This is a genomic window from Saccharothrix luteola, assembly GCF_020859565.1.
GTDB classification, from domain to species: domain Bacteria; phylum Actinomycetota; class Actinomycetes; order Mycobacteriales; family Pseudonocardiaceae; genus Actinosynnema; species Actinosynnema luteola.
In genome coordinates, this window is record NZ_JAJHUO010000056.1 from 19756 (window position 1) to 43082 (window position 23327).

Consider the following 23327-nt stretch of genomic DNA (forward strand, 5'->3'; position numbering starts at 1 on the left):
CCACCGCGCCCCGGGCGTCGACTCGCACCCCGGAACAACTCTTACAGGTTGTCAAGGTTATCCGCCGCAGTTAGGTTTGACGGCATGTCAAAGATCAGCGTCGGCAGTGCGCCATCGCCGCCACGCCTCCAGCACCGGGAACTGCCGACCCGGCTCGTCACCGTGCTCGCGCTGCTGTCCACCGGCCTGCTCGCGGGCGCCTTCGGCTACGGGGCCGTGAACGTCGCCACCACGTTCGACGTCGTACCGCTCGACGTGCGGCTGACCTTCCACTCCGCCCTCATGCGGATGAACGGCCCCGTCATGCAGACCACTATGGGGCTGGCCGCGCTGAGCTCGCTCGCGCTGGCCGGGCTGCACCGCGGCCGACCGCGCCTCCTCGCCGGTGCGGCGGGCGCGCTGGCCGTGACTTCCTTCCTCATCACCAGGTTCGGCAACGTGCCGATCAACGGCCGGATCAAGGTGTGGGCCGACACCGCGCCACCGGCCGACCACGCGGCCGTCCTCGACCGGTGGGAGATGTTCAACGTGGCCCGCACCCTGACCGCGCTCGTCGCGTTCGCGCTCGTCATCCTGCTCGCCGTCGGGATCCGCGAGAGGTCGTCGAGCCCGCGGGTCACGTAGTTCGCCGAACCCGATGAACGACCACTGGGGTGGTACGGCGCGCGGAGGGCGTACAACCCCGGTGGTAGGACGATCGGCAACTCCGGCACGACGACTCGCGGCCACGTCGGTTCCTACGCTGCCCGTACCTGTTGTACGAGCGGAGGAATCCCCGATGCATCTCGCCAATGTGCTTGCCGCAGCCAGTGCCTACACGATGAGCCCCGGACGGATCGGCGCGAGCCTGGGCGCGGTGCTGGGGTTGGTCGGCCTCGTGGTCGGCGCGCTGGCCCTGGCCCGACCCACCGGCCGCTTCGGCGTCCGCACCGGACGGCTCGGAGCCCTCCTGTCCTTGGCGACGGGCGTCGCCGCCCTGGCGCTCGGCGGGCTCGTCGCGGCCACGTCCGACAGCGGCATCGGGACGGGCAACGGCCGTGGCGGCGCCTACGTGGCCTTGGTGGTCGGGTTGGTCGCCGTGGTCCTCGGCGGGTCGGCGCTGGCGCGCTCGCGCCGGGAGACCGCCTGATCGGTCAGCCAGCCCGGGACGGTGAGGCCGGACTCGTACGCGAGGATCACCAGCTGGGCCCGGTCGCGGACCCGCGCCTTGGTCATGATGCGACTGACGTGGGTCTTCGCGGTGGCCGGGCTCAGCACCAGCCTGGCCGCGATCTCGTCGTTGGACAGGCCGGCGGCCACCAGCGCCATCACCTCGCGTTCGCGGTCGGTGAGCGCGCTCAGCCGCGGTCCCGGGTCCGGGTGCGTGGCGCGGGTGGCGAACTCGGCGATCAGCCGGCGGGTGACCGACGGCGCGATGAGCGCGTCACCGCGGGCCACGACCCGCACGCCGTGGATCAGCTCGGCAGGCTCCGTGTCCTTGACCAGGAAGCCGCTCGCACCGGCCCGCAGCGCGCCGTAGACGTAGTCGTCCAGGTCGAACGTGGTCAGGATGATCACCCGGACGTCGGAGGTCGCGGTGATCTCCCGCGTGGCGGCCAGGCCGTCCAGCCCGGGCATCTGGATGTCCATGAGGACGACGTCGGGCCGCAGGTGCCGGGTGAGCCGCACCGCCTCGGCGCCGTCGGCGGCCTCGCCGACCACCTCGATGCCGTCCTCACCGTCCAGGATGGACCGGAAACCGGCGCGGACGAGCGTCTGGTCGTCGGCGAGCAGCAGGCGGATCACGCGGGCACCCGGTCCTCGCGCAGCGGCAGGCGGGCGTGGACGCGGAAGCCGCCGTCCGGGCGGGGGCCCGTGGTCAGCTCGCCGCCCAGCGCCTGCGCCCGTTCGCGCATGCCGAGGATGCCGTTGCCGGGCGCGCCCGGTGCGCCGGTGCCGTCGTCCTCCACCTCCACCAGCACGGTGTCGTGATCGGGCCGGACGCGGACCACGGCGGCGGTCGCGTCCGCGTGCCGGGTCACGTTGGTCAGCGCCTCCTGGACGATCCGGAACGCGGCCAGGTCCACCGCGGGCGGCAGCGGCCGGGTTTCGGCGAGCTCGACGCGGATCTCGAGCCCCGACCGGCCCGCCGTCGTGACGAGCTCGCCGAGCCGGTCCAGGCCGGGTGCCGCGTCGCCGTCCTGGCGCAGCGCGTTGAGCGTCGCGCGCAGCTCGCGCAGCGTTTCCTTGCCGGCCTGCTTGATCGCGGTGAGCGCCTGCTCGGAACGGGCCGGGTCGGGGCGGTGCAGCGCGGCGCTCGCCTGCACGGTGATCAGCGAGAGGTGGTGGCCCAGCGCGTCGTGCAGCTCGCGGGCGATGCGCAGCCGTTCCTCGGTGGCGCGTCGCCGGGCCTCCTCCTCCATCCGCCGCTCGGCGGCGAGGGCCCGGGCCTCCGCTTCGGCGAGGTAGGCGCGGCGGTTGCGGGTCACGCCGACGATGACCGCGATGAGCCAGCCGGCGTGCAGGAACGTCGCGCCGTTGTCGGTCCGGTTGAAGCTGTCCGCGAGGGCGAAGGCGACGACCGAGGCGACGCCGAGCCCGATGGCCACGGCGAGGTGGCCCTCGTCGACGACGGTGTAGAGCGCCACGACGAACACGACCATGATCGGGCCGGGTTGGTGCAGCAGCGCCCCGTACGCGCTGATGGCGGCCAACGCCACCACGCCGACCGGGATCGGGTGGCGACGTCGGAAGACCAGCGCGCCGGAGGAGACGAGCACGACGAGCAGTGCCGCCCAGTCGGCCGCGGTGTCGACGCCGCGCGACTGCACCAGCAGCCCGAGCAGCGCGACCAGGCCGGCGGCGATCGCCGCGGCGGTGTCCGCCGTCCGGCCGCGCCATCTCGACATGGGGCGAAGCCTAACCCCCGCCGGGTGAGCGGGAGGTCAGGCTTCGACGAGGTCGGTCGCCCCGGGTCAGGAGACTCGTTTGCGGGTGTAGAAGCCCGCCGCCACGGCGACGCCGCCGGCCGCGAGCGCGACCTGGATGATCACTTCGATCCAGTCGATGCCGCGGGTGTCACCCACGCCGAGCGCGTTGGCGATGAAGGTGCCGATGACGGCCGCCACGATGCCGACCACGATGGTCAGCCAGATCGGGATGCTCTGCTTGCCGGGCAGCGCGAGTCTGCCGAGCGCGCCGATGATCAGGCCCACGATGAGGGCGCTGATGATTCCGGAGACGGTCACGTTCACTCCTTCGAGTCAGTGAGCCTCAGGTACCCGATCAACGCCCCCGTCACTCCTCCGAGCTCCCTATGAGGCGCAGAACTCGTTGCCCTCCGGGTCCCGCATGACCCACCAGTGCCCGGCCGGACCCTTGTCGAACTCGCTGACGCGGGTGGCGCCGAGCCCTTCCAGGCGGGTCACCAACTCGTCCAGGCCGCCCGGCTCGCTGTGGACGTCGATGTGCAGCCGGTTCTTGCCGGACTTGGCCTCGGGCACGTCCTGGAACAGCAGCCGCCGCCCGCGGCCGACGCCGCTGGTCGCGTCGAACGGGTCCTCGGGGTGGCGGACGGCGGCGAAACCGCGGAAGTTCTTGCGGCCGTTGTGCTCGATGACCGCTTCCGCGCCGAGGTGGCCGGCCGCCAGCAGCTGCTCGATGAGCGCGCTCGGGTCCTCCACCTCATAACCCAGGGCCGCGGCCCAGAAGTCCGCGAGGGCGGGTGCGTTCCTGGTGTCGATGACCAGCTTCCAGCTCAGTGCCATGTAACTGGTTATATCGGTTACACCGACCCCACCGCAAACCGACGCCCGCCGCGAACGGGAAGGCCGGCCGGCCCGCGCCGCGGTCGCGGCGTTGCGGCAATGGGGTGACGGGCCGGACCGCCGACGTCGTTCGCGTCCTCGGGCCGGTTCCGCTCTGCGACACTGGCCGGGCCTGCGTATTCGCCAGGCGACCTCGTCGGATCGGAAGGAACGCGCCATGGCAAGGGTTCTGCGACTGCTGCCGGTTCTCGCGCTCGCGATCGGCACGATCTTCCTCGGCTCGACCGCAACCGCGTCCGCCGACAGCGGCGCCCAGGTCGGGACCAACGGCTACACCTGGAGCAACTGACCGCGTCGGGCCGCCCGGATGGGCTGCGTCGGCATGAACGCGGCACTGCTGATCGTCGACCTGCAGGAGATGCTGGTCCCGCTCGTCTGGCGCGGCGAGGAACTGGTTGACCGCGTCGCCGCGTTGGCGCGCGAAGCCCGGCGCAACGGCGTGCCGGTGATCGCGGTGCGGCAGGTCGGGCCCGGCGGCACGCCGTTCGACCCCGAGGACCCGGGAACGCGGATCAGCTCACGGCTCGGCCTCGAACCGACCGACGTGGTGCTCGACAAGACGGCGACCGACGCGTTCTACCGCACGGGCCTCGCCGCGCTGCTCGCCGAACGGGACGTGGACACCGTGGTGCTGGCCGGCCTGGCCACCGACTACTGCGTGGACGCCACGGCGCGGTCCGCGTTGAGCCACGGCCTGGACGTCGTGCTGGTCAGCGACGGCCACTCGCCGGCGGCCGACGGCGACCCGGAGGCGGGCCTCACCGCCGAGCAGGTCGTTGACCGGCACAACCGGATCCTCAGCGCGGCCGTCCACCCCGGCGGCGTGGTGCGCCTGGTGCCGGCGGCGGAGGTCGTGTTCGGGCGCTGACCGCGCCGAGGGGCCGGTCCGGGTGTCGGCCCGGACCGGCCCGGTGCCGGGATCAGCCGCTGACCGAGGCCGAGAAGCTGTTGACCGCCAGGCCGGTGCCGCCGTTCCACGGCTCGAAACCGGCCTGGATGCTGGTCAGGTACCAGGACGTGGTGATCGCGCCGCGGTTGCGGACGTCGTTGACGAAGTCGAGCACGTTGAACGACCACGACGTGATCGGCGACGGCGCGACGTAGGAGATCACGTTGTTGGCGCCGTTGCTGCCGCGCCAGACCTGCCAGCTGCGGCCACCGATGGTGGTGTTGCCGACCGCGCTGCCGATCGGCTGGATCGAGCCCTGGCGGTTGAACCAGATCATGATCTCCATCTGGTTGACCCCGTTGGTCTTGGGCGTCGGGTCGAGCCAGATGTCGTAGGAGGCGTTGTAGGTGCCGCCCACGTAGGTGTAGTTGATCGAGGACGAGGCGCTGCGGATCCGGCTGACCTGCATCGGCAGGTTGCTGCCCGGCGAGCAGTTGGAGTAGTGGCAGCCGAGGAACACCGACGGGTACGACAGCGGCGCGCCGTTGGTCGGCGCCGAGCCCTGCTGCTGGGTGATCCGGAACCCGGTCGAGGTGACGTTGATGCACTGGGTGGCCGACGTGCCCCAGCGGTTGTTCTGGACCACGTAGCGGCCCTGGATGGTGGTCGATCCGTACTGCTCGCAGATCGTGGTGTCGGCTTGGGCCGGCCCGGCTGCGGCGACGACCGCGGACGCGGCCATCAACCCGGCCAGCACGAAGGCGCGGACAGTGCTTCGCATGGAACTCCTTCCGAAGGGTCCACGACGGCGGGGAATCTCCTGGGAGCGCTCCCATAGTAGCCCGTAACCCCCCGGACGCCTATGTCGCACCGGATCGTTCCAGTCGTGCGTCGTCAGCACCGGCGCGGCGGCGACCGGCGACTCACCGGCCGGGCGACGGGTGACCACCGGGTCAGGCGAGCCCCTGGGGGAACGCGAGGACGCGGTCCGGGTCGTAGCGGCGCGCGACCCGGCGCAGGCGCGGGAGGTTCCGGCCGTAGTAGGCGGTCGGCCAGTTCGGCATGTCGGGGTCGATGTAGTTGACGTAGCCGGTGTCGTGGCCGATGCCGTCGCGCAGGTCGGCCATGATGCGGCGGGCTTCGGCCTCGCTCACGCCGACCACGTCGACGTACGCCTGCGCGCTGGCGATGGCGTGGCGGTGCGGGAACGCGGTGGCGTCGGGCCGCACGCGCGCGATCGCCCCGCCGAACGTGTCGAACTGGGCCCGTCCCGTCCGCCGCCCCTCCAGCAGGGCCACGACCCGCGCCGGGTCGACCGGTCGGTGCAGCATCCGGGACGACGCCACGAACGACGAGCCGTCGTCCGGCAGGCACGCGGGCAGGCAGCCGGCGAAGAACCTCATGGCGGTGCCGTAGTCCATCGGCTGGACCGTGCGACTGGTGGGCGCGACCTTCGCGGCGAACCGGTCGAGGTACCGGTCCAGCTCGCCCTCGGACCCGATCCAGCTGCCGATGACACTGGCGGGCGGTGGGCTGCCGGCCCCGACGTTGCACGCGGACCACAGGCCGTCCGGGGTGTCGAGCATCCACTCCTGCCACGCGCCCAGCACGTCGGTCGCCGCGCCCGCCGGGAACTGCAGGACGAACGCGGCCACGTCCGGCGCGGGCTCGGTGTCGAACGTGAACGACGTGACGACGCCGAAGTTGCCGCCGCCGCCACCGCGCAGCGCCCAGAACAGGTCGGGATCCACGTGGTCGTCGGTCCGGCGCGGCCGGCCACCCGGCGTCACGATCCGCGCGGCGCGCAGGTGGTCGACGGTCAAGCCGTACTTGCGCCCGACGACGCTGATCCCGCCGCCCAGCGTGAGACCACCGATGCCGACCGTCGGGCACGACCCGGCGGGCAACAACCGGCCGCTGCGCGCCAACTCGTCGTACAGGTCGATCATCCGCGTGCCCGCGCCGACCTCGACCCGGCCGCGGCGGTCCACGCGGATGGCGCGCAGCGCGGACAGGTCGATGACGAGACCGTTCTCGGGCACCGAGTAACCGGCGTAGCTGTGCCCGCCGCTGCGCGCGGCGACGGGGATCCGCTCTCGTGCCGCGAAGTCGAGGCACCGCGCGACGTCGGACTCGTCGGCGCACAACGCGACGGCCGCCGGCCTGCGGTGCGCGTACACCGTGTTGTACGGCCGGCGCACGGTGTCGTAGACGTCGTCACCGGGCAGGACCAGCCTGCCGGTGAGCACGCGGCGCAGCCGGTCCCAATCGTTCTCCCACGCGCCGAGCGCGACGAGTCCGGTGGCCTGGATGAAACTTCTGCGACCGAATTCCATGAGCACTCCCCCCGACCCATGGTCCCCCTGTCGCCCCGTCCACCACTCCGCCGAACGGGTTCGGTGTCAGGACGTGGCGGCGAGCAGGGTGCGCGGCGGTCGGGCTCGTGGTCAGTCCACGGCGGCGGCGAACCGCGCGGCGAGCGCCACGACCGCGGCCCGCAGTTCCGGCCCGCCCTCGACGCGGAAGGCGAAGGGCACGGTCGCCAGCCACTCCTGCGCGTACATGGCCGGGTTGCTCGTGCTGCCGACGAGGACGCACCCGTCGTCCAGCGGTTCGAGGCGGCCCATCGGCGGCCGGATCCACGGCGCCACCTGCTCCGGCGCCGCGTGGAACACGACGCGGGTCGGGAACTCCCAGCCGGCGCCCAGGTTCTCCTCCACCGCCGCCACCGGGTCGAGGTCGGCGGGCGGCTCGAACCCGTGCTCGGTCTGCCGGACCGCGCGGACCCGGTCGATCCGGTAGGTGCGGAGCGCGCCCGCGCGGTGGGAGTGGCACAGCAGGTACCACCGGCCGTGCCGGACGACGACCGCCCACGGGTCCACCTCGGACTCCCACTCGCTGCCCGTGTCCTGGCCGTAGGTGACCACCACGCGACGCCGTGCGGCGATGGCCGCGACGAGTGCGCTGGTCGTGGTGGGGTCCGGGCGGACCGAGTTCCGGTCGGGCGCGGCCGACGCGTGCTCGCGCAGCGCCGCCGCCTGCTTGCCGACGTGCTCGGGGAGCGCCCGGACGACCTTGCCGAGGGCGCTGTCGACGAGGTCGTCGGCCGGGTTGTCGAGCACCGCCATGACCAGGACGAGCGCCTCGGGCTCGGTGAACACGACCGGTGGCAGCCGCGTGCCGCGCCCTAGCCGGTAGCCGCCGTAGGGGCCCCGGGTCGATTCCACCGGGATGCCCGCCTCGCGGAGGATCCCGACGTACCGGCGCACGGCCCGTTCCGTGACACCCAGCCCCGCGGCGAGCTCGCCCGCCGTCACCCCGGGGCGCGCCTGGAGGATCTCCATGGCGCGCAGCGCCTTCGCGGTGGGGCTGAGTTCGGTCGGCACACGAGGACCTTAGACGTGGACCGGGAACGAGCCCGCACGCACGCGAGCCGGGCTCACTGCTGGGTGGACGCCATGATCTGGCCCATCATGTAGACGAACGAAGCGCCCAGGTAGAACGGCACTGACAGCAGCAGGACCGCCCAGAACGGCAGCCTCGCCCTCCTGGTCAGCAACCACGCCAGCACAGTCGAGAGCACCAGCGGCACCGGCAGGTGGGCGGTCACGTAGTACAGGAGATCGGAACCGAACGGGAGCGGGTCGCGGGCGGGGCTGATGAACCTCATCGCCACGAACACCACCATCCCCGTCAGCAGGTGCGCCAGGAAGTAGGGGACGATCGACGCCTTCGCCGGAGCGGCCTGCGCGGCGGCGTGGCCGCGGGCGTTCGGACTCGGGTTCATGTCCCGTCCCCCTGACGTCGTGGAGCCCGGATCATACGTTCGCGGCCGATCCGGATTCGACGTGATGCAGAATGTCGCCTGTCACGACCGACTGGAGGACGCCATGGCCGCTCCCGGCATCGACCGGCCGCCGACCAGGCTGGAGGTCGTCCAGGCCGAGGCGGCGCACGTCCTCGGGTCGAGGGCCGCCGCCGCACGCGTCGACGCGTTCGCCGACGGGGTCCTCTACGTCGGCGCCGGTGACCTGCGCCGACTCCTGGCGTGGTTCGTCGACTTCGTGGTGTTCCTGCTCGCGGTCGGCGTCGGCGTGGTCGTCCTCAGCCTGCTGTACACCGCCGGGACCATCGACGACAACCAGCTCGTCCTGGCCGACCTCGCGCTGTTCGTCGTGGTGCCCCCGCTGTACGGCCTGTGCTACGGCAACGGCCGCGCGCTCGGCGCCGTGCTCACCGGCACCCAGCTCGTGCGGGTGTCCAGCGGACGCCGGGTCGGGCTGAAGGCGCCGTGGGCGATGACGGTCCGGACCGTGCTGCTGCCGGCGCTGCTCGTCGCGGTCGCCGTCGGCGCGCTGGCCGGCGGCTCACCGCCCGGCTCACCGGCCAGGACCAGCATCGACCGCCGGCGCACCCGCCTGCTCCACGCGGCGGGCTACCGGAACATCGCCGACCAGCGCGTGCCCTGAGCCGACGCGCGACCGTCGACGCGCCCCGCGGGGAGGCACGCCGACGACCGCGCGGTCACGACCGGTAGGTGAATCCCGGCTTGCTGATCATGTCGATCAGCTGCTGCTCGGTGAACGGCACGCTGTCGCGAGTGGACGGCTGGAGGTACAGCGAGCCGTCGTCCCTCACCGTGGTCTGGTTGGTGACGGTGACGTCCACGACGGTGCCGTCCGGGAAGCGGGCTTCCGCCGACACCTCCCCCGGCAGACCGGTGCCGAGGTCACGCGCGACCCGGACCTCGACACCGTCGACGGACTTCACGGTCGGCGGGTGGAAGAACGGGCCGTTCGCCGCGGTGAAGCGCATGCATCGGCTCTCCACCGTGCACTTCTCCGGCGCGGTGACCGACCGCACGTATAGCCTCACCGTCACGCTGCCCTCGGCGTCGGAGAACACCGCCGACGCCAAGTAGCCGCCCGAGGTGTCCGGACCGAAGGCGATGAACTGCAGCGGCGGCGCGCTCCAGTCCGAGTGCGTGGGAAGGATCTCGAAGCCGTCGGGGACGACATCCGCCGCCGCGAGCCTCGCGGTCAGCTCGGCGGCGTGCCCGGGTGTGGTCGGCACCGCGGGAACGTCGGTCGGCACGATGGTGAGCACTGGGCTCGAGGCAGATCCCACCGACGCCGATTCCACAGTGGACCGCCCGGTCACGCCGACGAGCACGCTCGCCCCGATCGCCAGCACGACTCCGATGGACAACGCACCGGCCACCACCGCCCGCCGTCGGGCCGTGGCCTCGCGCGCCGACTTCACCACCTCGTCCGGCGAGTGCCGGGGCCCGGTGTCACCTTCCAGCGCCGGCGCGAGCATCCTCCGCACCTCGTCCACGTCGTTCATCACGCCACTCCCCCCTTCTCCAAGGTGCTGCCCAGGTCTCGGCGCAACGCGGCGAGACCTTTGGCGCACTGGCTCTTGACCGTTCCCTCGCTGCACTTGAGCAGCTTCGCCGTCTGCGAGACCGACTGGTCCTCCCAGTACCGCAGCACGACGGCCGCGCGTTGACCCGGCGGCAACGCCGCCAGCGCGCGCTGCACGTCCATGCCGCTCTCGTGCTCGACTTCGTCGGCGCGCAGGTCCGGCGGCTCGGCCACCGGCTTCTCCGAGCCCTTCAACGGCCGTCGGTGGTCGATCACGGTGCGCACGAGCACCGTGCGCCAGTACGCGTCGACGGAGTCGGCCCGCCGCACGCGTGACCACGAGCGGTACAGCTTGAGCAACGTGGCCTGCGCCAGGTCCTCCGCCAGGTGCCAGTCGGCGCACAGCAGGAACGCCGTCCTCCGCACGTGGCGGTGCTTCGCGCGCACGAACTCGACGAACTCGGCGTCTTTGTCCTTCACCCGTCCACCCCCTCGCCCAGGATGACGAGACGGCGTCGGCGTTCGGTTGCCCTCGACCCGTTCGGCGGCCCGGGGCCACGCGAATGGTCGTGCCGGCCCGACGACCGGCGGTGGGACGATGGATCACTCGCCGCCGCCGTCGCAGGGGGTTTCGTGATGAGTGCCGAAGTCCTGACCGCCATCGCGGGCCTCGCGCCGCGGTTGACGGCTGCCGCCGGGCGGGCCGAGGAGGAACGCCAGGTCTCCGCCGACACCGTGGCGGCCATGCGGGACGCGGGCACGTTCCGCGTCACGCGGCCCGCGCGGTACGGCGGCGGGGAGGCGTCGATCCGCACGCACCTGGACGTGTCGGCGGCGGTGGCCGGGATCGACGGTGGCGCGGGCTGGTGCACGGCGCTGTGGAACGGCAGCAACTGGATCACCTCCCTGTTCCCCGAGCAGGCGCGGGAAGACGTGTGGGGCGCCGACCCCGAAGCCCTGGTCGCCGGCACGCTGATGCCGAGCGGCCCGGTCGAGCGCGTGTCGGGCGGTTACCGGCTCAGCGGCGAGTGGACCTACGCCTCCGGCATCGGGCACGCGTCATGGGGCCTGGCGGCGGCCGTCCTGGACGGCAACCTGGCGTGGACGCTGGTGCCCCGCGAGGACTTCGAGGTCGTGGACGAGTGGCACGTGGCCGGGATGAGGTCCACCGGCAGCAACCGGTTCGTGGTGCGGGAGGCGTTCGTGCCCGACCACCGCGTGCTGCGGCTGGAGCGGATGGTCGCGGGCGCCAACGTCACGCCGGACACCCCCGTCGCCTACCGCGCCGCGTTCGTGCCGTCGCTCGTGACGATGATCAGCGGCCCGTTGCTCGGGCTGGGCCGGGCGGCCTTGGCGCACGTCATCGACGCCGCGGCGGACAAGGGGATCGCCTACACCAGCTTCGACCGGCAACGCGACTCGGCCGCGTTCCAGCTCCTCGTCGCCGAGGCCGCCTCGGCGGTGGACAGCGCCGAGCTGCACGCCTACCGCGCCGCCGACCTCCTCGACCGGTACGCCGCCGACGCCGAGTACCCGTCCGAGCTGCTCCGCGCCCGGTGCCGCGCCGACTCCTCCGTGGCCGTCCGCCACGTGACCCGCGCCCTGGAAACGCTGCTGTACGCGCACGGTTCGCGTGGTTTCGCCGAGTCCAGCCCGTTGCAGCGGATGTGGCGCGACGCGAACGTGGCCGCGCGCCACGGCATGCTCCTCCCCCAGGTGAACCTGGAGATCTACGGCGCGGCCTTGGTCGGCGCGGAGAACACCATCAGCCCGTTCACGTGATCAGAGCACCTGGATCACGTGCTTCCCGCGCACGCCACCGGCTTCCAGCGCCCGATGGGCTTCGGCGACCCGGGCGATCGGGTGGACGGCGTCGACCACCGGTCGGACCGCGCCGCCCTCGACCAGCGCGGTGAGGTCGGCGAACAGCTCGGACCCGGGGTTGCCGCTGAAGAAGCGGACGCGGCGCGGGCCGAACACCGCGGACGCGAGGAGGTAACCGACGTCCGCGGCGGAGCGGAACGCGATGCCGACCATGCGGCCACCGGGCCCGAGCAGGCGGCGGTACGTGCGGGGCGTGCCGCCGTAGGTGTCGAGGACGACGTCGAAGTGGCCCAGGTCGGCGGGATCGGTGCGGTAGTCGACGGCCTCGTCGGCGCCCAGCTCGCGGACGAAGTCGAGGGTTCCGCTGCCCGCCAGGGCGGTGACGTGCGCGCCGTAGGCCTTGCCCACCTGCACGGCGACGCTGCCCACTCCCCCGCTCGCGCCGCGCACGAGGAGGCGTTCCCCCCGGCGCAGCCTCGCCTTGTCGCGCAGGGCGGTGATGGCGGTCGTGCCGACGCCCGGCAACGCGGCGGCCTGGACCAGGTCCAGCCCGGCGGGGCTGAGCGCGAGTTGGCGCGGGCGCACGACGACGTACTCGGCGACGCTGCCGAACCGGCCGCGCGGCAGTCCGCCCCACACGTGCGCGCCGGGCGCGAAGCCGGGCCCGGACACCACCTCGCCGGCGAAGTCGATGCCGACCCGCTTGGGGAACCTCGGGCCGAGCAGGACCTTCAGCTTCCCGGACCGACCCATCAGCTCGCCGCCGTTGACGCTGGCCGCGTGGACCCGCACCAGCACCTGGCCCGGCGCGGCCACCGGATCGGGCACGACGCCCTCGTACAAGACCTCGGGCGGCCCGTACCGGTCGAACAGCGCTGCGCGCATACCTCACCTCTCGCACAAGTGGAAGACACCCTCCACTTCGACGCTAACACGCGAAACGGAAGGCACCCTCCACTTGAGCTAAAGTGAGAGACGTGCCAGGTGAGACGACTCGGTTGCGCGTGGACGCGAGGCAGAACCGCGAGCGCATAATCGCCTCGGCGAGGGAGACGTTCGCCGCCGACGGCCTGGACGTGTCGATGACCGAGATCGCCCGGCGCGCCGGGGTCGGCGTCGCCACCCTCTACCGCCGCTTCCCGACCAAGCACGACCTGGTCAGGGAGGTGTTCGCGGAGCAGCTGGCCGCCTGCACGGGCGAGGTGCACCGGGCGGCGGAGGACCCCGACCCGTGGCGCGGCTTCTGCCGGGTGGTGGAGAAGCTCTGCGAGATGCAGGCCCGGGACCGGGGGTTCAGCGCGGCGTTCCTGACCGCGTTCCCCGACGCCGTGCCGGTGGACGAGCTGCGCACGCGGGCCGAGGAGGCGTTCGCCGGGGTGGTGGCACGCGCCAAGGCGACCGGCAGGCTGCGGCCCGACTTCACGCTCGACGACCTGACGCTCGTGCTGATGGCCAACAACGGCCTGGTCGCCGATTCGGTGGACGCGGCGGTGGCCGCCTCCCGCCGCCTGGTCGCCTACTTCCTCCAGGCGTTCCAGGCCCGCGACCCGCTGCCGCCGCCGGTGCGCCTCGGCCTGCGCGACGCCTTGGGCTGACCCACTACTCCGTGATACCTTGTAGCAGTACTCGGTGACACCGGGTACCGGAAGACCGAAGAGGACCCGCGATGGACGACCTGACGGAGATGCTCAAGGGCACGCTGGAGGGCTGCGTGCTGGAGATCATCGGCAGCGAGGAGACCTACGGGTACGCCATCACGCGTCGGCTGAACGACCTCGGCTTCACCGACGTCGTGGAGGGGACGGTCTACACCATCCTCCTGCGACTGGAGAAGAACGGGCTCGTCCAGGTGGCGAAACGACCGTCCGAGCTGGGCCCGCCGCGCAAGTTCTACGCGCTCAACGACGCGGGACGCGAGCAGCTGGCGACGTTCTGGGCGAAGTGGGAGTACGTCTCGTCACGGATCGACAAGCTCAAGGAGGGCGGGAGATGAGCTTCTGGGAGACCATCACCGGCAGCGACCTCACCAGGGAGTGGAACGCGTTCGAAGCACGGGCCGCGGCCTTGCCGGCCGACTACCTGGCGGCGTGGGAACAGGTCAAGGGCCACCTCATGGGCTACTCCGACTTCACCGGCCGGGGCCTGATGCCGATCTTCGACAGCGCCTTGGGCCTGCTGGAGGAGACGGCGGCCGACGGGCAGCCCATCGGCGACGTGCTGGGTGACGACGTCGCGGGCTTCTGCGCGGCGCTGGCCGGCGAGCACGGGGGTCGCACCCACCGCGACCGGTGGCGCGAGCAGTTGAACCGGAACGTCGCGAGGAAACTGGCCCAGCTGGGAGGCTGACGTGGGCATCCAGGACATCATCGAGGGCAAGAAGCAGTGGCGGGCGCACATGGCGCGGGTGAAGGCGCTGCCGCCGGACTACCGGATCGTCTACAAGGAGATGCAGCGGTACTTCTTCAAGGTCGGTCCGGTCGAGCTGGCCGACGGGACGCTGCTCTCCGGGATCGTCGACTTCTTCGAGGAGGGCGTCGCGGCGGGCAAGGGCGTGCTGGAACTCATCGGCGAGGACGTCGCCGCGTTCTGCGACGACCTGATCAAGGACTCGCGCACGTACGCCGACCTCTACCAGGAGTCCCTCGACAAGAAGCGCGGCACCGCAGCCCACCAGGCCGCCGACGGCACGAACCGCTAACCCTGCTCCTGCTCGACCCGCCGGTTCCACTCGCCCTTGGACGACTGCCACCCGTCCTCGTCGGCCCCGAGCCGCCAGTAGCCGGAGATCGACATCTGCTCGCGCGGGACGCCCCGGTCCACTTTCAGGTGCCCGCGCAGGTCCTTGACCATGTTCGCCTCGCCGTGCACGAAGACCTGGACCACGCCCTCGGGGAACGCCGACGCCTTCACCGCGTCCACGAGGAGTCGTCCACGCGGGCCGCCGCCCCGGTGCAGCCACCGCAGGTCCACCCGACCCGCCGACCGCACTGACTGCTCGTCCTCGGGCCCGTCGACCTCGACGAACACCTCCGCCCGGGCGTCCGCGGGCAACGCCTCCAGCGCCGCCGCGATGGCGGGCCACGCGCTCTCGTCGCCGGCCATCAGGTGCCAGGCGACGTCCGGGTCGGGCGCGTACCCGCCGCCGGGACCGGCGAAGTGCAGCACGTCACCCGGCTGGGCCTTCGCCGCCCACGGACCGGCGACACCCGCGTCACCGTGCGTGACGAAGTCGATCCACAACTCGCCGGCGCGCGCGTCCCACTTGCGCACGGTGTACGTGCGGGTGCGGGGCCACTGGTCACGGGGCATGGTCGCGCGGATCGCGCCGAGGTCGAACGGCTCCGGGTAGAGCACGTCGTCCAGCGGGAACGCGAGCTTGAGGTAGCTGTCGGTGTACGGGCCGACGGCGAAGTCGGCCAGCCCGTCACCGCCGAGCACCACGCGGACCATGTGCGGCGCGATCCGCTCGGTGCGCACCACGCGCCCGCTCCTGGCGCGGGATCGTTCGGCCATGTCGCGTACTCCTCGGTGATTCCAACGGCGCAACCAGCCTTCACCGTACGTGCCACTCGACCACGGCCGACCGACGGCGTCCGATCTCCACCTCGCACCGGGCTTGTCGCGGTGCGATCCAGGAGCGCTCCCAGACCGCGGACGTCACCCTGGAACGGGCGGGGGTCGGCGCCGGACCGACCCCCGCTCGTCTCCCACGCCACCGAGCAGGATCCGCCTGTTCAGCGCAGCGCTCCCGGCCGGGCGGTGGGACGCCGGACGTCCCACCGCCCGGGCGATCAGCTCGCGCTCCACTCCTGCGCGAGCCGGGCGGCCAGACCGAGGTTCGCCGCGGCGGCGTCCTCGGTCCGTCGCCCGTACCCGCACGCGGCGGCGACGCCGGCCACCGGCACGCCCAGCGCGTCCACGGTGAGCCGCAGCGCCTCGCGGGTCTCCTCGGGGTGATCCTCGGCCACGACGCCCGCGATGACCTCCACCCCGCGACGCAGGTGCTTCAGCTCGTCGTAGAACGCCGGGTCGGTGGGCGGCGGGTTCGAACCGCTGGCCACGGGCAGGTGCACGGTCGGCATCGGGACGCCCTGCTCGGCCAGCACGTCGGCCAGCGCGTTGAGGAACAGCACCGCCGGCCGCAGGTCGGTCGGCGTGAACACCGGCACGTGCTCCAGGTCGCCGTAGCACAGGTGCAGCACCCACCGGGTGAGCGGCGCGGCGGCCAGCACGCCGGCCACCTGCCCGGAGAGCTGCGCGGTCAGCGCCGGCCACGCGGACGGCGGGGTGAGGTGGTAGGCCACCAGCACGGCGGGCGTCTCCAGTTGGAGCTGCAGCCGGTCACCCCACCGGGCGACCAGTTCGGTCACCTCGTGCACCACCGCGACCTGCATGGTCGGCAGCCACTCGTGGGCGGCGTCGATCGAGCCGAACGCGAACACCGCCAGGTCCAGTGCGTTGGGGATGCCCACCTGCACGCGCAGCGCTTCGTCGGTTCCGGTGACGTGCAGGCGGTCCAGCGCCGCGAACGCCGCGTCCGCCTGGTCGACGCGGGACAGGCCGATCTCCTCCGCGCACAGCCGCTGACCGGGCCGGACGCGGTAGTACGGCATGTCGTCGTAACCGCGGCTCTCGCCGCCGCGCACCTGTTCGAGGGACGGCACGGAGGACATGTGGTGGGTGAGCCAGTCGACGATCCAGCGCGGATCGCGGTCGGACGGCAGGGCGGTCAGCGCGGCGTCGCCCCGGTGCCGGAGGAACCAGCCCATGGCGGTGGCGGGGTCGTCGCACAGCGGACGCGGCAGCGAGCCGACGAGGTGGACGGGCAACGGGTGGTGGTCGTGCTCTCGATCGTGGGTTTTCGTAGGTGCTTGTGCGGTCATGAGTGGTGTTCTGCTTTCAAACGAAGAGCGTGAAATAAACCGGGAGTGCCGCAGGATCTCCGCGCCCGACTTCCCGGCGTCCGCCCATCGTGACCGCGCCGACCAGGCATGTCCACTTAGGATGATCAACAAAATCCGACCGTGCACATCATCCACGCGATAGTGTGACTCCGCCCGCCGGCAATGAAATCCTGAGTGATCGAGAACAAGAGGGACGATCACGATTGCCGGCGCACGTCCGCGATGACGGCGACGCCTTCGGCGATGTCGGTCGGCGTGCTCGCGCCGTAGCCGAGCACCCAGTCCTGGTCGCCCGGGTCGTCGCGCGTGCCACGACCGTCGTCGAAGGTGATCAGCAGGTGCAACCCCGCCGCGGCGCCGTGCACGACCGCGTCGGGCAGGTGCCGGGCGATCGCCGCGATCATCGCGTCCCGCCTGCGGCGGTGGCGTCGGCGGACGAACCGCAGGTGCCGGTCCAGTTCCCCGGACGCCATCATGGCGGCCAGCACGAGTCGGGGCAGCACCGCATTGCCGAGGTCGGCATACCGCTTCGCTTTTATCACACTGTTTCGATTCGCGTCGGGCACGAGCAACCACCCGACGCGCAATGCGGGGTGAGCACTTTGGACACACTTCCGGCGTAACAAACGCGTTCGGGGAGCATTGATCGCAACGCGGGCGCGGGCGGCCTGTCATAACGGTGTTCTGCTTCGCAATCGTCCTCGATGACAAGACCGCCTGCCTCGGCCCACCGCATCAGTTCGCGTCGGCGAGCGCCGAAGTCCGACGCGGACAACGTGCGGAGGACGGCACGCTCGGCGCGCAACCAGGCGGCGCGCGGGAACGCGGTCAGGTCCGGCACACCGGGCGACAGGTCGATCCGCGCGGGAACGCCGCGCAAGGCATCGAACGCGTCCGCGCCGGGCGGCCGTGCGAATACGCCGCCGCCTACCGGCCAACCCGCCACACCGCCGCCATCGACCGGCCGGCCCGCCTCACTCCCGCCATCGACCGACCGGGCGGTCACACCGCCCGCGCCGGGCGACCCACCCGCCACTCCCTCTCCCGCCAGTCCCGGGGCCGCCGCTCCCGGGGCGTCCGACGATTCGCCCACGTCTGGCGCCCCCCGAATGCCCGACCAGCCCGCACCCGATTGCCGGGCGTCCCCTCCACCCGAACCCTGCACACCACCCGTGCGGGGCGTCAACGAGTGCGGCGCGGCCACCACCACAGTGCCCGCCCGGCCCCGTCCGCTGACGTGGCCGTCCTCGGCGAGCCGTTGGTACGCCTCGGTGACCACCCCGCGCGAGACCCGCAGTCGCGCTCGGCGCCCTGCTCGTGTTCGCCTGACCCGCGGGCCCGCACGCGGCGCGCCGGCCGGACTACTAGGCTCCGCGCATGGCCAGGTACTTCGACGTGCACCCGGTGAACCCGCAGCGGAGGTCCATCGACCAGGCGGTGGAGCTGATCAAGTCCGACGGCCTGGTCGCCTACCCGACCGACTCCTGCTACGCGCTCGGCTGCCGGCTCGGCAACAAGGCGGGCCTGGACCGGATCCGGCAGATCCGGCACCTGGACGACCGCCACCACTTCACGCTGATGTGCCGCGACTTCTCCCAGCTCGGGCAGTTCGTGCACGTGGACAACGCGGTCTTCCGGGCGATCAAGGCGGCGACGCCGGGCAGCTACACGTTCATCCTCCCGGCGACCACCGAGGTGCCGCGCCGGCTGATGCACGCGAAGAAGAAGACGGTGGGCGCGCGCATCCCCGACCACCCGGTCGCGCAGGCCCTGCTGGCGCAGCTCGGCGAGCCGCTGCTGTCCAGCACGCTCCTGCTGCCCGACCAGGAGGAACCGCTGGTCCACGGCTGGGACATCAAGGAACGGCTGGACCACGTGGTCGACGCCGTGCTGGACGCGGGCGACTGCGGCACCGTGCCGACCACCGTCGTCGACTTCTCGCACGGCGAGCCGGAGATCGTCCGCCACGGCGCGGGCGATCCCTCCCGCTTCGAGTAGCACCCGCGAACGCACCAGCACTGTTGCGCCGGTCAGAGGTATGGGAGCGTTCCCAGAACGGATAGCTTCCTGCTGCCCCCTCAGCGCAGAAGGAGCTACCCGTGCGGAAACGGTTGTCCACGGCGGTCCTCGCCGTCCTGCTGTCGGTCGTCGCCCTCCCGGTCGCGGACGCCGCCGGTCCCGGTCAGGCCGATCACCGGCTGAAGACCTGCGCCCGCGCCGACCTGTTGTTCTGCGAGGACTTCCAGCACGTGCCGACCGGCGCGGGCACCAGCCTCAAGTGGGGCGTGGACACCCGCAACGGCTCGCTGGAGGTCGAACGCGACCGGCGCGGCCAGAAGGTGCTGCACGTGCGGGCCGAGGGCAACGGCCGGGCGTTCCTCAAGGTCGACGACTTCGCCGCGCCGGGCAACAGCTTCTACGGCCGGGTCCGGGTGCGCGTCGAGGCGTTCCCGGACGCGCCGGACTGGGCGCACTACACGTTGATCGAGGCCACGGGCAACGGCCCGGAGGTGGTGCGCCCGCTCGGCGGCCAGTACGTGCCCACGCTGGACAAGGCGTTGTGGGGCGTCGGCGCGGACGGCGGCCCGACCGGCGACTGGACGAACTGGCGCGAGTCGGCGCCGTCGAAGGCCGGCGTGTGGCAGTGCGTCGAGTGGCGGATGGACGCCTCCGACAACCGGATCACGCTGTGGTTCGACGGCAAGCCGAACCCGGACCTGACCGTCTCGACCCGCGAGCACGGCGGCAACCAGGTCGACTTCCTGTTCCCCGAGTTCGACACGGTCAAGCTGGGCTGGCAGCTCTACCAGCCCAACGAGGGCAGCTACGACATCTGGCTGGACGACATCGCGCTGGGCTCCGACCGCATCGGTTGCTAGCCGGGCGAAAACCAGGCGCGGACGGGCGGTGGCGCTGCTAGCGTCGCCGCCATGTCCTTCTCGTGCCCCGTCATGACGCCCCGCCACGCGGGGCGGCCGACGCTGCACGGATGACGAGTCCGAGGCCCCCGTCCCAGGGGGTCTCAGCCGGCTGTGGACCCCCGCACCCAGGAGGTTCGCGATGTCGCGCTACTATGTGACCACCGCCATCCCGTACGTCAACTCGCGCCCGCACCTGGGTTTCGCGCTGGAGATCGTGCAGGCCGACGTGCTGGCCCGGCACCACCGCCTGCGCGGTGACCGGGTGCGGTTCCTGACCGGCACCGACGACAACTCGCTGAAGAACGTGCTGGCCGCGCAGGCGGAAGGCGTGTCGACCGGCGAGCTGGTCGACCGGAACTCGGAGGCGTTCGCGGCGTTGCGCGACCCGCTCGCGTTGTCGTTCACCGACTTCATCCGCACCAGCCGTGACGCCAGGCACCGCGCCGGTGTGGAGCGGCTGTGGCGGGCGTGCGCGCACGACCTCTACCGACATCACTACGAGGGCCTGTACTGCGTCGGCTGCGAGCAGTTCTACGCCCCCGCCGACCTGGTGGGCGGCAAGTGCCCGGAGCACGAGGTCGAGCCGCAGCCGGTGGCCGAGGAGAACTGGTTCTTCCGGCTCTCCCGCCACGCCGACCGGCTCCGCGACCTGATCATCGACGGCACGGTCCGGATCGAGCCCGCCGCGCGCCGCAACGAGGTGCTGGCGTTCATCGACGCCGGCCTGCGCGACTTCTCCGTCTCCCGCTCCCGCGCCCGCGCGCACGGGTGGGGCCTCACCGTGCCGGGTGATCCGGACCAGGTCGTCTCCGTGTGGTGGGACGCGCTGGGCAACTACATCAGCAGCCTGGGTTACGGCGCGGACGGCTCGAACTACCGCCGCTGGTGGGTCGAGGGCGACCGGCGCGTGCACGTGATCGGCAAGGGCGTGGTCCGCTTCCACGCCGTGCACTGGCTGGCCATGCTGCTGTCGGCGGGCGAGCCGCTGCCGACCGACGTCCTGGTGCACGACTACCTCACCACCGACGGCCGCAAGATCAGCAAATCGGCGGGCGCGGTGGTCGACCCGGTGGCGTTGGCCGACCGGTACGGCTCGGACGCGGTGCGGTGGTGGCTGCTGCGCGACGTGCCGCGCGTCGGCGACGCCGACTTCACCGAGGCCCGCCTGGTCGCCCGCGCGAACGAGGACCTGGCCAACGGCCTCGGCAACCTGGTCAACCGCGTCACCGTGATGGTCCACCGCTACCGCGAGGGCCGACCACCCGTGGCCGCGCCGGACCCGGACGCCGAACCGCTGACGGCGGCGTGCCGGGACGCGCCGGACCTCGTGCACGCCGCCGTGTCCGACTTCGACTTCCGGCGGGCGACGGCGGCGGTGTGGCGGATCGTGGAGGAGGCCAACCGGTACGTCGAGCAGGTGCGGCCGTGGGACCTGGCCCGTGCCGAGCGCGGCGGTGACGCCGAGGCGGGCAAGCGCCTGGACGCGGCCGTCACCTCGCTGCTGGCCGCGTGCCGGGTCCTGGCCCGCGAACTCACCCCGTTCGTGCCGGCGTTGGCGACGCGGATCTCCGAGCAGTGCGTCACGCTGACGGGCCGGCTCCCCCAGCCCCAGCCCCTGTTTCCCCGGCTGTGAACCGGGCGGACCCGCCGGGGTGACGTCCCGGCGGGTCCGCCTCCGGTCACCTCGGCAGGTAGGCGCGGTGGGAGCGGGAGAACTCGAAACCGTTGTGGCGGTCCCAGTTGACCGACCACGTCATCAGGCCGCGCAGGTTCGGGTAGACCGCCTTCGGCTTGTACGCGCCGCAGTTCGCGCCCTTCATCAGGCAGTCCAACGACTTGTGCACCTCGGCGACGGACGTGAAGCCGTTGCCCGCGTTGACGCTCGCCGGCAGGCCGATGGCCACCTGGTCCTGCCGCAGGCCAGGGAACACCTTCGTCGCGTCACCGCGCACGGGGAAGCCGGCCAGCACCATGTCCGCCATGGAGACGTGGAAATCACTGCCGCCCATGAAGTGGTACTGGTTGTCCAAGCCCATGATCGGCCCGGAGTTGTAGTGCTGGACGTGCAGCAGGGTGAGGTCGTCGCGCAGCGCGTGGATCACCGGCAGGTACGCGCCCGCGCGCGGGTCGGCCCCGCCGCTGCCGCCGTAGTGCTGGTAGCCGACCTGGACGAAGAACGTCTCCGGGGCCATGGTGAGCACGAACTTCGCGCCGTAGCGCGCTTTCAGCGCCTTCAACGCCTGGATCAGGTTGACGATCACCGGCGTGGTGGGCGCGCGGAAGTCGGTGTCGCCCGCGTTGAGCGACAGCGAGTGGCCTTCGAAGTCGATGTCCAGGCCGTCCAGGCCGTACTTGTCGATGATCGCCGAGGCGGAGCGGACGAACGCGTCGCGCGCGGCCGTGGTGGACAGCTGCACCTGGCCGTTCGCGCCGCCGATCGAGATCAGGACCTTCTTGCCCTTGGCCTGCTTGTCCCGGATGCCCGCGATGAAGTCGGCCTCGGACTCGACGCCTCCGCACTCGGCGACGGGGCACTGGGCGAAGCGGAGGTCGCCGGAGGTGGCGGAGGTCGGTTCGGCGAAGGACAGGTTGACGATGTCCCAGTCGTCGGAGACGTCCTTCATCCGGATGTAGCCGGAGCCGTTGGCGAAGCTCGCGTGCAGGTAGCCGACGAGGACCCGCTTGGGCAGGCCGGTGACCGGTGGCGTGGTCGTGGTCGTCGTCGGCCCGGTCGTCGTGGTCGTAGTAGTGGTGGTTGTCGTGGTGGTCGGTGAACCGGCGCACGACGCGCCGTTGACCTTGCAGTTGGTCGGGCTCGCGGTGCCCGAGGCGTTGAAGCCGAACGTCACCGTTGCGCCGGGCGCGATGCCGCCGTTGTACTCGCGGTGGGTGAAGGCGTAGTGCCCGGCCGAGTTGGTCTGCAACGCGTCCCAGTAGGCGCCGACGGTCGTGCCGGCGGGCAGGTCGAACTCGACCTTCCACCCGGAGACGGCCGAACCCGTCTCGTTCTTGATCGAGAACTGCGCGGTGTAGCCGGTCTCCCAGCTCGACGTCTTGGCGAACGTCGCGGTGACCGAGGCGGCGTGGGCGGGCGCGAAGCTCACCACCGCCGCACCCACCACCAACGCCGTCACCGCCGCCACCCTGGCGAACAGGACCCTGCGCGACATTCGTCTCCTCCCAGCGGTGGCGGCCTCCAGGTAGGACGAATTGGACTAGACCACCTGCGACGTGTCAAGGGCTGTGGCGGAGGTGGTTGACCGAACGGCGCAGCGGGTACCTCGAACGAGCGTTCGAGGTGAGGAGGCGCGCGTGGACCGCAATCCGGAGAAGGACCCGCGGGAGTGGACGACCGGCGACGAGCCGATGACCGGTCCGCAGGAGTCCTACCTGCACACGTTGGCGCAGGAGGCGGGCGAAGAGGTGCCGGCGGAGCTGACCAAGGTGGAGGCTTCGCAGTTGATCGACCGGTTGCAGGAGAAGACGGGTCGCGGGCGCTGATGCACCTGCGAGCACGGCCTGGCACGCGCGCTCGTGCTCCAGGTCGAAGAGTCCGCCTTCGCCACGACGGATCCCCAAGACCGCCTGTGGCTGCGTGCGATCACCGTCAGGCAATT

General features: G+C 71.9%; 30 protein-coding genes. 14 read left to right on the forward strand and 16 right to left on the reverse strand.

Translation table 11 applies throughout. From position 1 onward, the window contains the following. Positions 1–84 precede the first annotated feature (84 nt). Positions 85–624 carry an anthrone oxygenase family protein gene (locus tag LNK82_RS45775; RefSeq protein WP_230573085.1) on the forward strand — a complete coding sequence of 180 codons (540 nt, stop codon included), beginning with the start codon at positions 85–87 and terminating at the stop codon, positions 622–624. A 154-nt stretch (positions 625–778) separates the two neighbouring features. Continuing rightward, positions 779–1129: a DUF6223 family protein gene (locus LNK82_RS45780; protein WP_230573086.1), complete on the forward strand. Its 351-nt coding sequence runs from the start codon at positions 779–781 to the stop codon at positions 1127–1129. Here LNK82_RS45780 and LNK82_RS45785 read toward each other — a convergent pair. The 4 genes from LNK82_RS45785 to LNK82_RS45800 all read right to left on the reverse strand — a co-directional run bounded on the left by LNK82_RS45785 (position 1048) and on the right by LNK82_RS45800 (position 3746). Beyond that, on the reverse strand, positions 1048–1785 hold the full coding sequence (locus LNK82_RS45785) for a response regulator transcription factor (protein ID WP_308257578.1): 738 nt from the start codon (positions 1783–1785) through the stop codon (positions 1048–1050). The genes LNK82_RS45780 and LNK82_RS45785 overlap by 82 nt on opposite strands. Then, complete coding sequence (locus tag LNK82_RS45790) at positions 1782–2888, reverse strand: sensor histidine kinase (protein ID WP_230573087.1); 1107 nt, start codon at positions 2886–2888, stop codon at positions 1782–1784. Before LNK82_RS45790 ends, LNK82_RS45785 begins: the two co-directional genes overlap by 4 nt. A gap of 66 nt (positions 2889–2954) precedes the next feature. Then, entirely contained in the window at positions 2955–3227 is a 273-nt protein-coding gene (locus LNK82_RS45795; protein WP_230573088.1) for a GlsB/YeaQ/YmgE family stress response membrane protein, read from the reverse strand. Positions 3228–3293: 66 nt separating this feature from the next. Continuing rightward, on the reverse strand, positions 3294–3746 hold the full coding sequence (locus LNK82_RS45800) for a VOC family protein (RefSeq protein WP_230573089.1): 453 nt from the start codon (positions 3744–3746) through the stop codon (positions 3294–3296). A 217-nt stretch (positions 3747–3963) separates the two neighbouring features. On the opposite strand from LNK82_RS45800, the gene LNK82_RS47445 reads away from it, so the two are divergent. After that, on the forward strand, positions 3964–4095 hold the full coding sequence (locus LNK82_RS47445) for a hypothetical protein (RefSeq protein ID WP_268998211.1): 132 nt from the start codon (positions 3964–3966) through the stop codon (positions 4093–4095). 33 nt (positions 4096–4128) lie between these two features. Further along, on the forward strand, positions 4129–4674 hold the full coding sequence (locus LNK82_RS45805) for a cysteine hydrolase family protein (protein ID WP_230573090.1): 546 nt from the start codon (positions 4129–4131) through the stop codon (positions 4672–4674). A gap of 52 nt (positions 4675–4726) precedes the next feature. Here LNK82_RS45805 and LNK82_RS45810 read toward each other — a convergent pair whose 3' ends face one another. The 4 genes from LNK82_RS45810 to LNK82_RS45825 form a co-directional block, all read right to left on the reverse strand. After that, the gene (locus LNK82_RS45810) at positions 4727–5476 is read right to left on the reverse strand and encodes a GH12 family glycosyl hydrolase domain-containing protein (RefSeq protein ID WP_230573091.1); all 750 of its coding nucleotides are present in this window, start codon (positions 5474–5476) and stop codon (positions 4727–4729) included. 172 nt (positions 5477–5648) lie between these two features. Then, positions 5649–7031, reverse strand: coding sequence for an FAD-binding oxidoreductase (locus LNK82_RS45815; RefSeq protein ID WP_230573092.1), 1383 nt, complete (start codon positions 7029–7031; stop codon positions 5649–5651). A 111-nt stretch (positions 7032–7142) separates the two neighbouring features. Then, positions 7143–8081: a helix-turn-helix transcriptional regulator gene (locus LNK82_RS45820; RefSeq protein ID WP_230573093.1), complete on the reverse strand. Its 939-nt coding sequence runs from the start codon at positions 8079–8081 to the stop codon at positions 7143–7145. Positions 8082–8134: 53 nt separating this feature from the next. Next, positions 8135–8482, reverse strand: coding sequence for a hypothetical protein (locus tag LNK82_RS45825; protein WP_230573094.1), 348 nt, complete (start codon positions 8480–8482; stop codon positions 8135–8137). A 103-nt stretch (positions 8483–8585) separates the two neighbouring features. Between LNK82_RS45825 and LNK82_RS45830 the strand changes: the two genes are divergently transcribed. Continuing rightward, positions 8586–9164, forward strand: coding sequence for an RDD family protein (locus LNK82_RS45830; protein WP_230573095.1), 579 nt, complete (start codon positions 8586–8588; stop codon positions 9162–9164). 55 nt (positions 9165–9219) lie between these two features. Here the strand turns inward: LNK82_RS45830 and LNK82_RS45835 are convergent, their stop codons facing one another. Next, positions 9220–10041: a hypothetical protein gene (locus LNK82_RS45835; protein ID WP_230573096.1), complete on the reverse strand. Its 822-nt coding sequence runs from the start codon at positions 10039–10041 to the stop codon at positions 9220–9222. Further along, on the reverse strand, positions 10041–10541 hold the full coding sequence (locus tag LNK82_RS45840; protein ID WP_230573097.1) for a SigE family RNA polymerase sigma factor: 501 nt from the start codon (positions 10539–10541) through the stop codon (positions 10041–10043). Before LNK82_RS45840 ends, LNK82_RS45835 begins: the two co-directional genes overlap by 1 nt. A 156-nt stretch (positions 10542–10697) precedes the next feature. Between LNK82_RS45840 and LNK82_RS45845 the strand changes: the two genes are divergently transcribed. Beyond that, positions 10698–11843, forward strand: a complete 1146-nt coding sequence (locus LNK82_RS45845; protein WP_230573098.1) for an acyl-CoA dehydrogenase family protein — start codon at positions 10698–10700, stop codon at positions 11841–11843. On the opposite strand, the gene LNK82_RS45850 is transcribed toward LNK82_RS45845, so the two are convergent. Continuing rightward, positions 11844–12770, reverse strand: a complete 927-nt coding sequence (locus LNK82_RS45850) for an NAD(P)-dependent alcohol dehydrogenase (RefSeq protein ID WP_230573099.1) — start codon at positions 12768–12770, stop codon at positions 11844–11846. It abuts the gene before it with no gap. A 92-nt stretch (positions 12771–12862) separates the two neighbouring features. Between LNK82_RS45850 and LNK82_RS45855 the strand changes: the two genes are divergently transcribed. From LNK82_RS45855 to LNK82_RS45870, 4 genes are all read left to right on the forward strand, one after another. Beyond that, positions 12863–13480: a TetR/AcrR family transcriptional regulator gene (locus tag LNK82_RS45855; RefSeq protein WP_230573100.1), complete on the forward strand. Its 618-nt coding sequence runs from the start codon at positions 12863–12865 to the stop codon at positions 13478–13480. A gap of 71 nt (positions 13481–13551) precedes the next feature. Then, positions 13552–13878: a PadR family transcriptional regulator gene (locus LNK82_RS45860; protein ID WP_230573101.1), complete on the forward strand. Its 327-nt coding sequence runs from the start codon at positions 13552–13554 to the stop codon at positions 13876–13878. Continuing rightward, positions 13875–14231 (forward strand): DUF1048 domain-containing protein, encoded by a 357-nt coding sequence (locus LNK82_RS45865; protein ID WP_230573102.1) that lies wholly within the window; start codon positions 13875–13877, stop codon positions 14229–14231. Before LNK82_RS45860 ends, LNK82_RS45865 begins: the two co-directional genes overlap by 4 nt. Before the next feature lies 1 nt (position 14232). Next, positions 14233–14583 carry a DUF1048 domain-containing protein gene (locus LNK82_RS45870; RefSeq protein WP_230573103.1) on the forward strand — a complete coding sequence of 117 codons (351 nt, stop codon included), beginning with the start codon at positions 14233–14235 and terminating at the stop codon, positions 14581–14583. Here the strand turns inward: LNK82_RS45870 and LNK82_RS45875 are convergent. The 4 genes from LNK82_RS45875 to LNK82_RS45890 form a co-directional block, all read right to left on the reverse strand. Continuing rightward, on the reverse strand, positions 14580–15398 hold the full coding sequence (locus tag LNK82_RS45875; protein WP_230573104.1) for a siderophore-interacting protein: 819 nt from the start codon (positions 15396–15398) through the stop codon (positions 14580–14582). The genes LNK82_RS45870 and LNK82_RS45875 overlap by 4 nt on opposite strands. A 278-nt stretch (positions 15399–15676) precedes the next feature. Then, positions 15677–16714 carry a hypothetical protein gene (locus tag LNK82_RS45880; protein WP_230573105.1) on the reverse strand — a complete coding sequence of 346 codons (1038 nt, stop codon included), beginning with the start codon at positions 16712–16714 and terminating at the stop codon, positions 15677–15679. A gap of 272 nt (positions 16715–16986) precedes the next feature. Continuing rightward, a complete protein-coding gene (locus LNK82_RS45885; protein WP_230573106.1) occupies positions 16987–17331 on the reverse strand; it encodes an aminotransferase-like domain-containing protein in 345 nt (114 codons plus the stop codon). Further along, complete coding sequence (locus LNK82_RS45890) at positions 17328–17825, reverse strand: aminotransferase-like domain-containing protein (protein WP_230573107.1); 498 nt, start codon at positions 17823–17825, stop codon at positions 17328–17330. Before LNK82_RS45890 ends, LNK82_RS45885 begins: the two co-directional genes overlap by 4 nt. 341 nt (positions 17826–18166) lie before the next feature. Here LNK82_RS45890 and LNK82_RS45900 point away from each other — a divergent pair, with 341 nt between their 5' ends. The 3 genes from LNK82_RS45900 (at position 18167) to LNK82_RS45910 (ending at position 21343) form a co-directional block, all read left to right on the forward strand. Next, positions 18167–18787 (forward strand): L-threonylcarbamoyladenylate synthase, encoded by a 621-nt coding sequence (locus LNK82_RS45900; protein ID WP_230573108.1) that lies wholly within the window; start codon positions 18167–18169, stop codon positions 18785–18787. A gap of 101 nt (positions 18788–18888) precedes the next feature. Then, a complete protein-coding gene (locus tag LNK82_RS45905; RefSeq protein ID WP_230573109.1) occupies positions 18889–19668 on the forward strand; it encodes a hypothetical protein in 780 nt (259 codons plus the stop codon). A 181-nt stretch (positions 19669–19849) separates the two neighbouring features. After that, positions 19850–21343, forward strand: a complete 1494-nt coding sequence (locus LNK82_RS45910; RefSeq protein ID WP_230573110.1) for a methionine--tRNA ligase — start codon at positions 19850–19852, stop codon at positions 21341–21343. Positions 21344–21389: 46 nt separating this feature from the next. On the opposite strand, the gene LNK82_RS45915 is transcribed toward LNK82_RS45910, so the two are convergent. Next, entirely contained in the window at positions 21390–22880 is a 1491-nt protein-coding gene (locus LNK82_RS45915) for a chitinase (protein WP_230573111.1), read from the reverse strand. 142 nt (positions 22881–23022) lie between these two features. Here LNK82_RS45915 and LNK82_RS45920 point away from each other — a divergent pair, with 142 nt between their 5' ends. Next, positions 23023–23211: a DUF3072 domain-containing protein gene (locus LNK82_RS45920; RefSeq protein WP_308257583.1), complete on the forward strand. Its 189-nt coding sequence runs from the start codon at positions 23023–23025 to the stop codon at positions 23209–23211. The last annotated feature ends 116 nt before the right edge of the window (positions 23212–23327 follow it).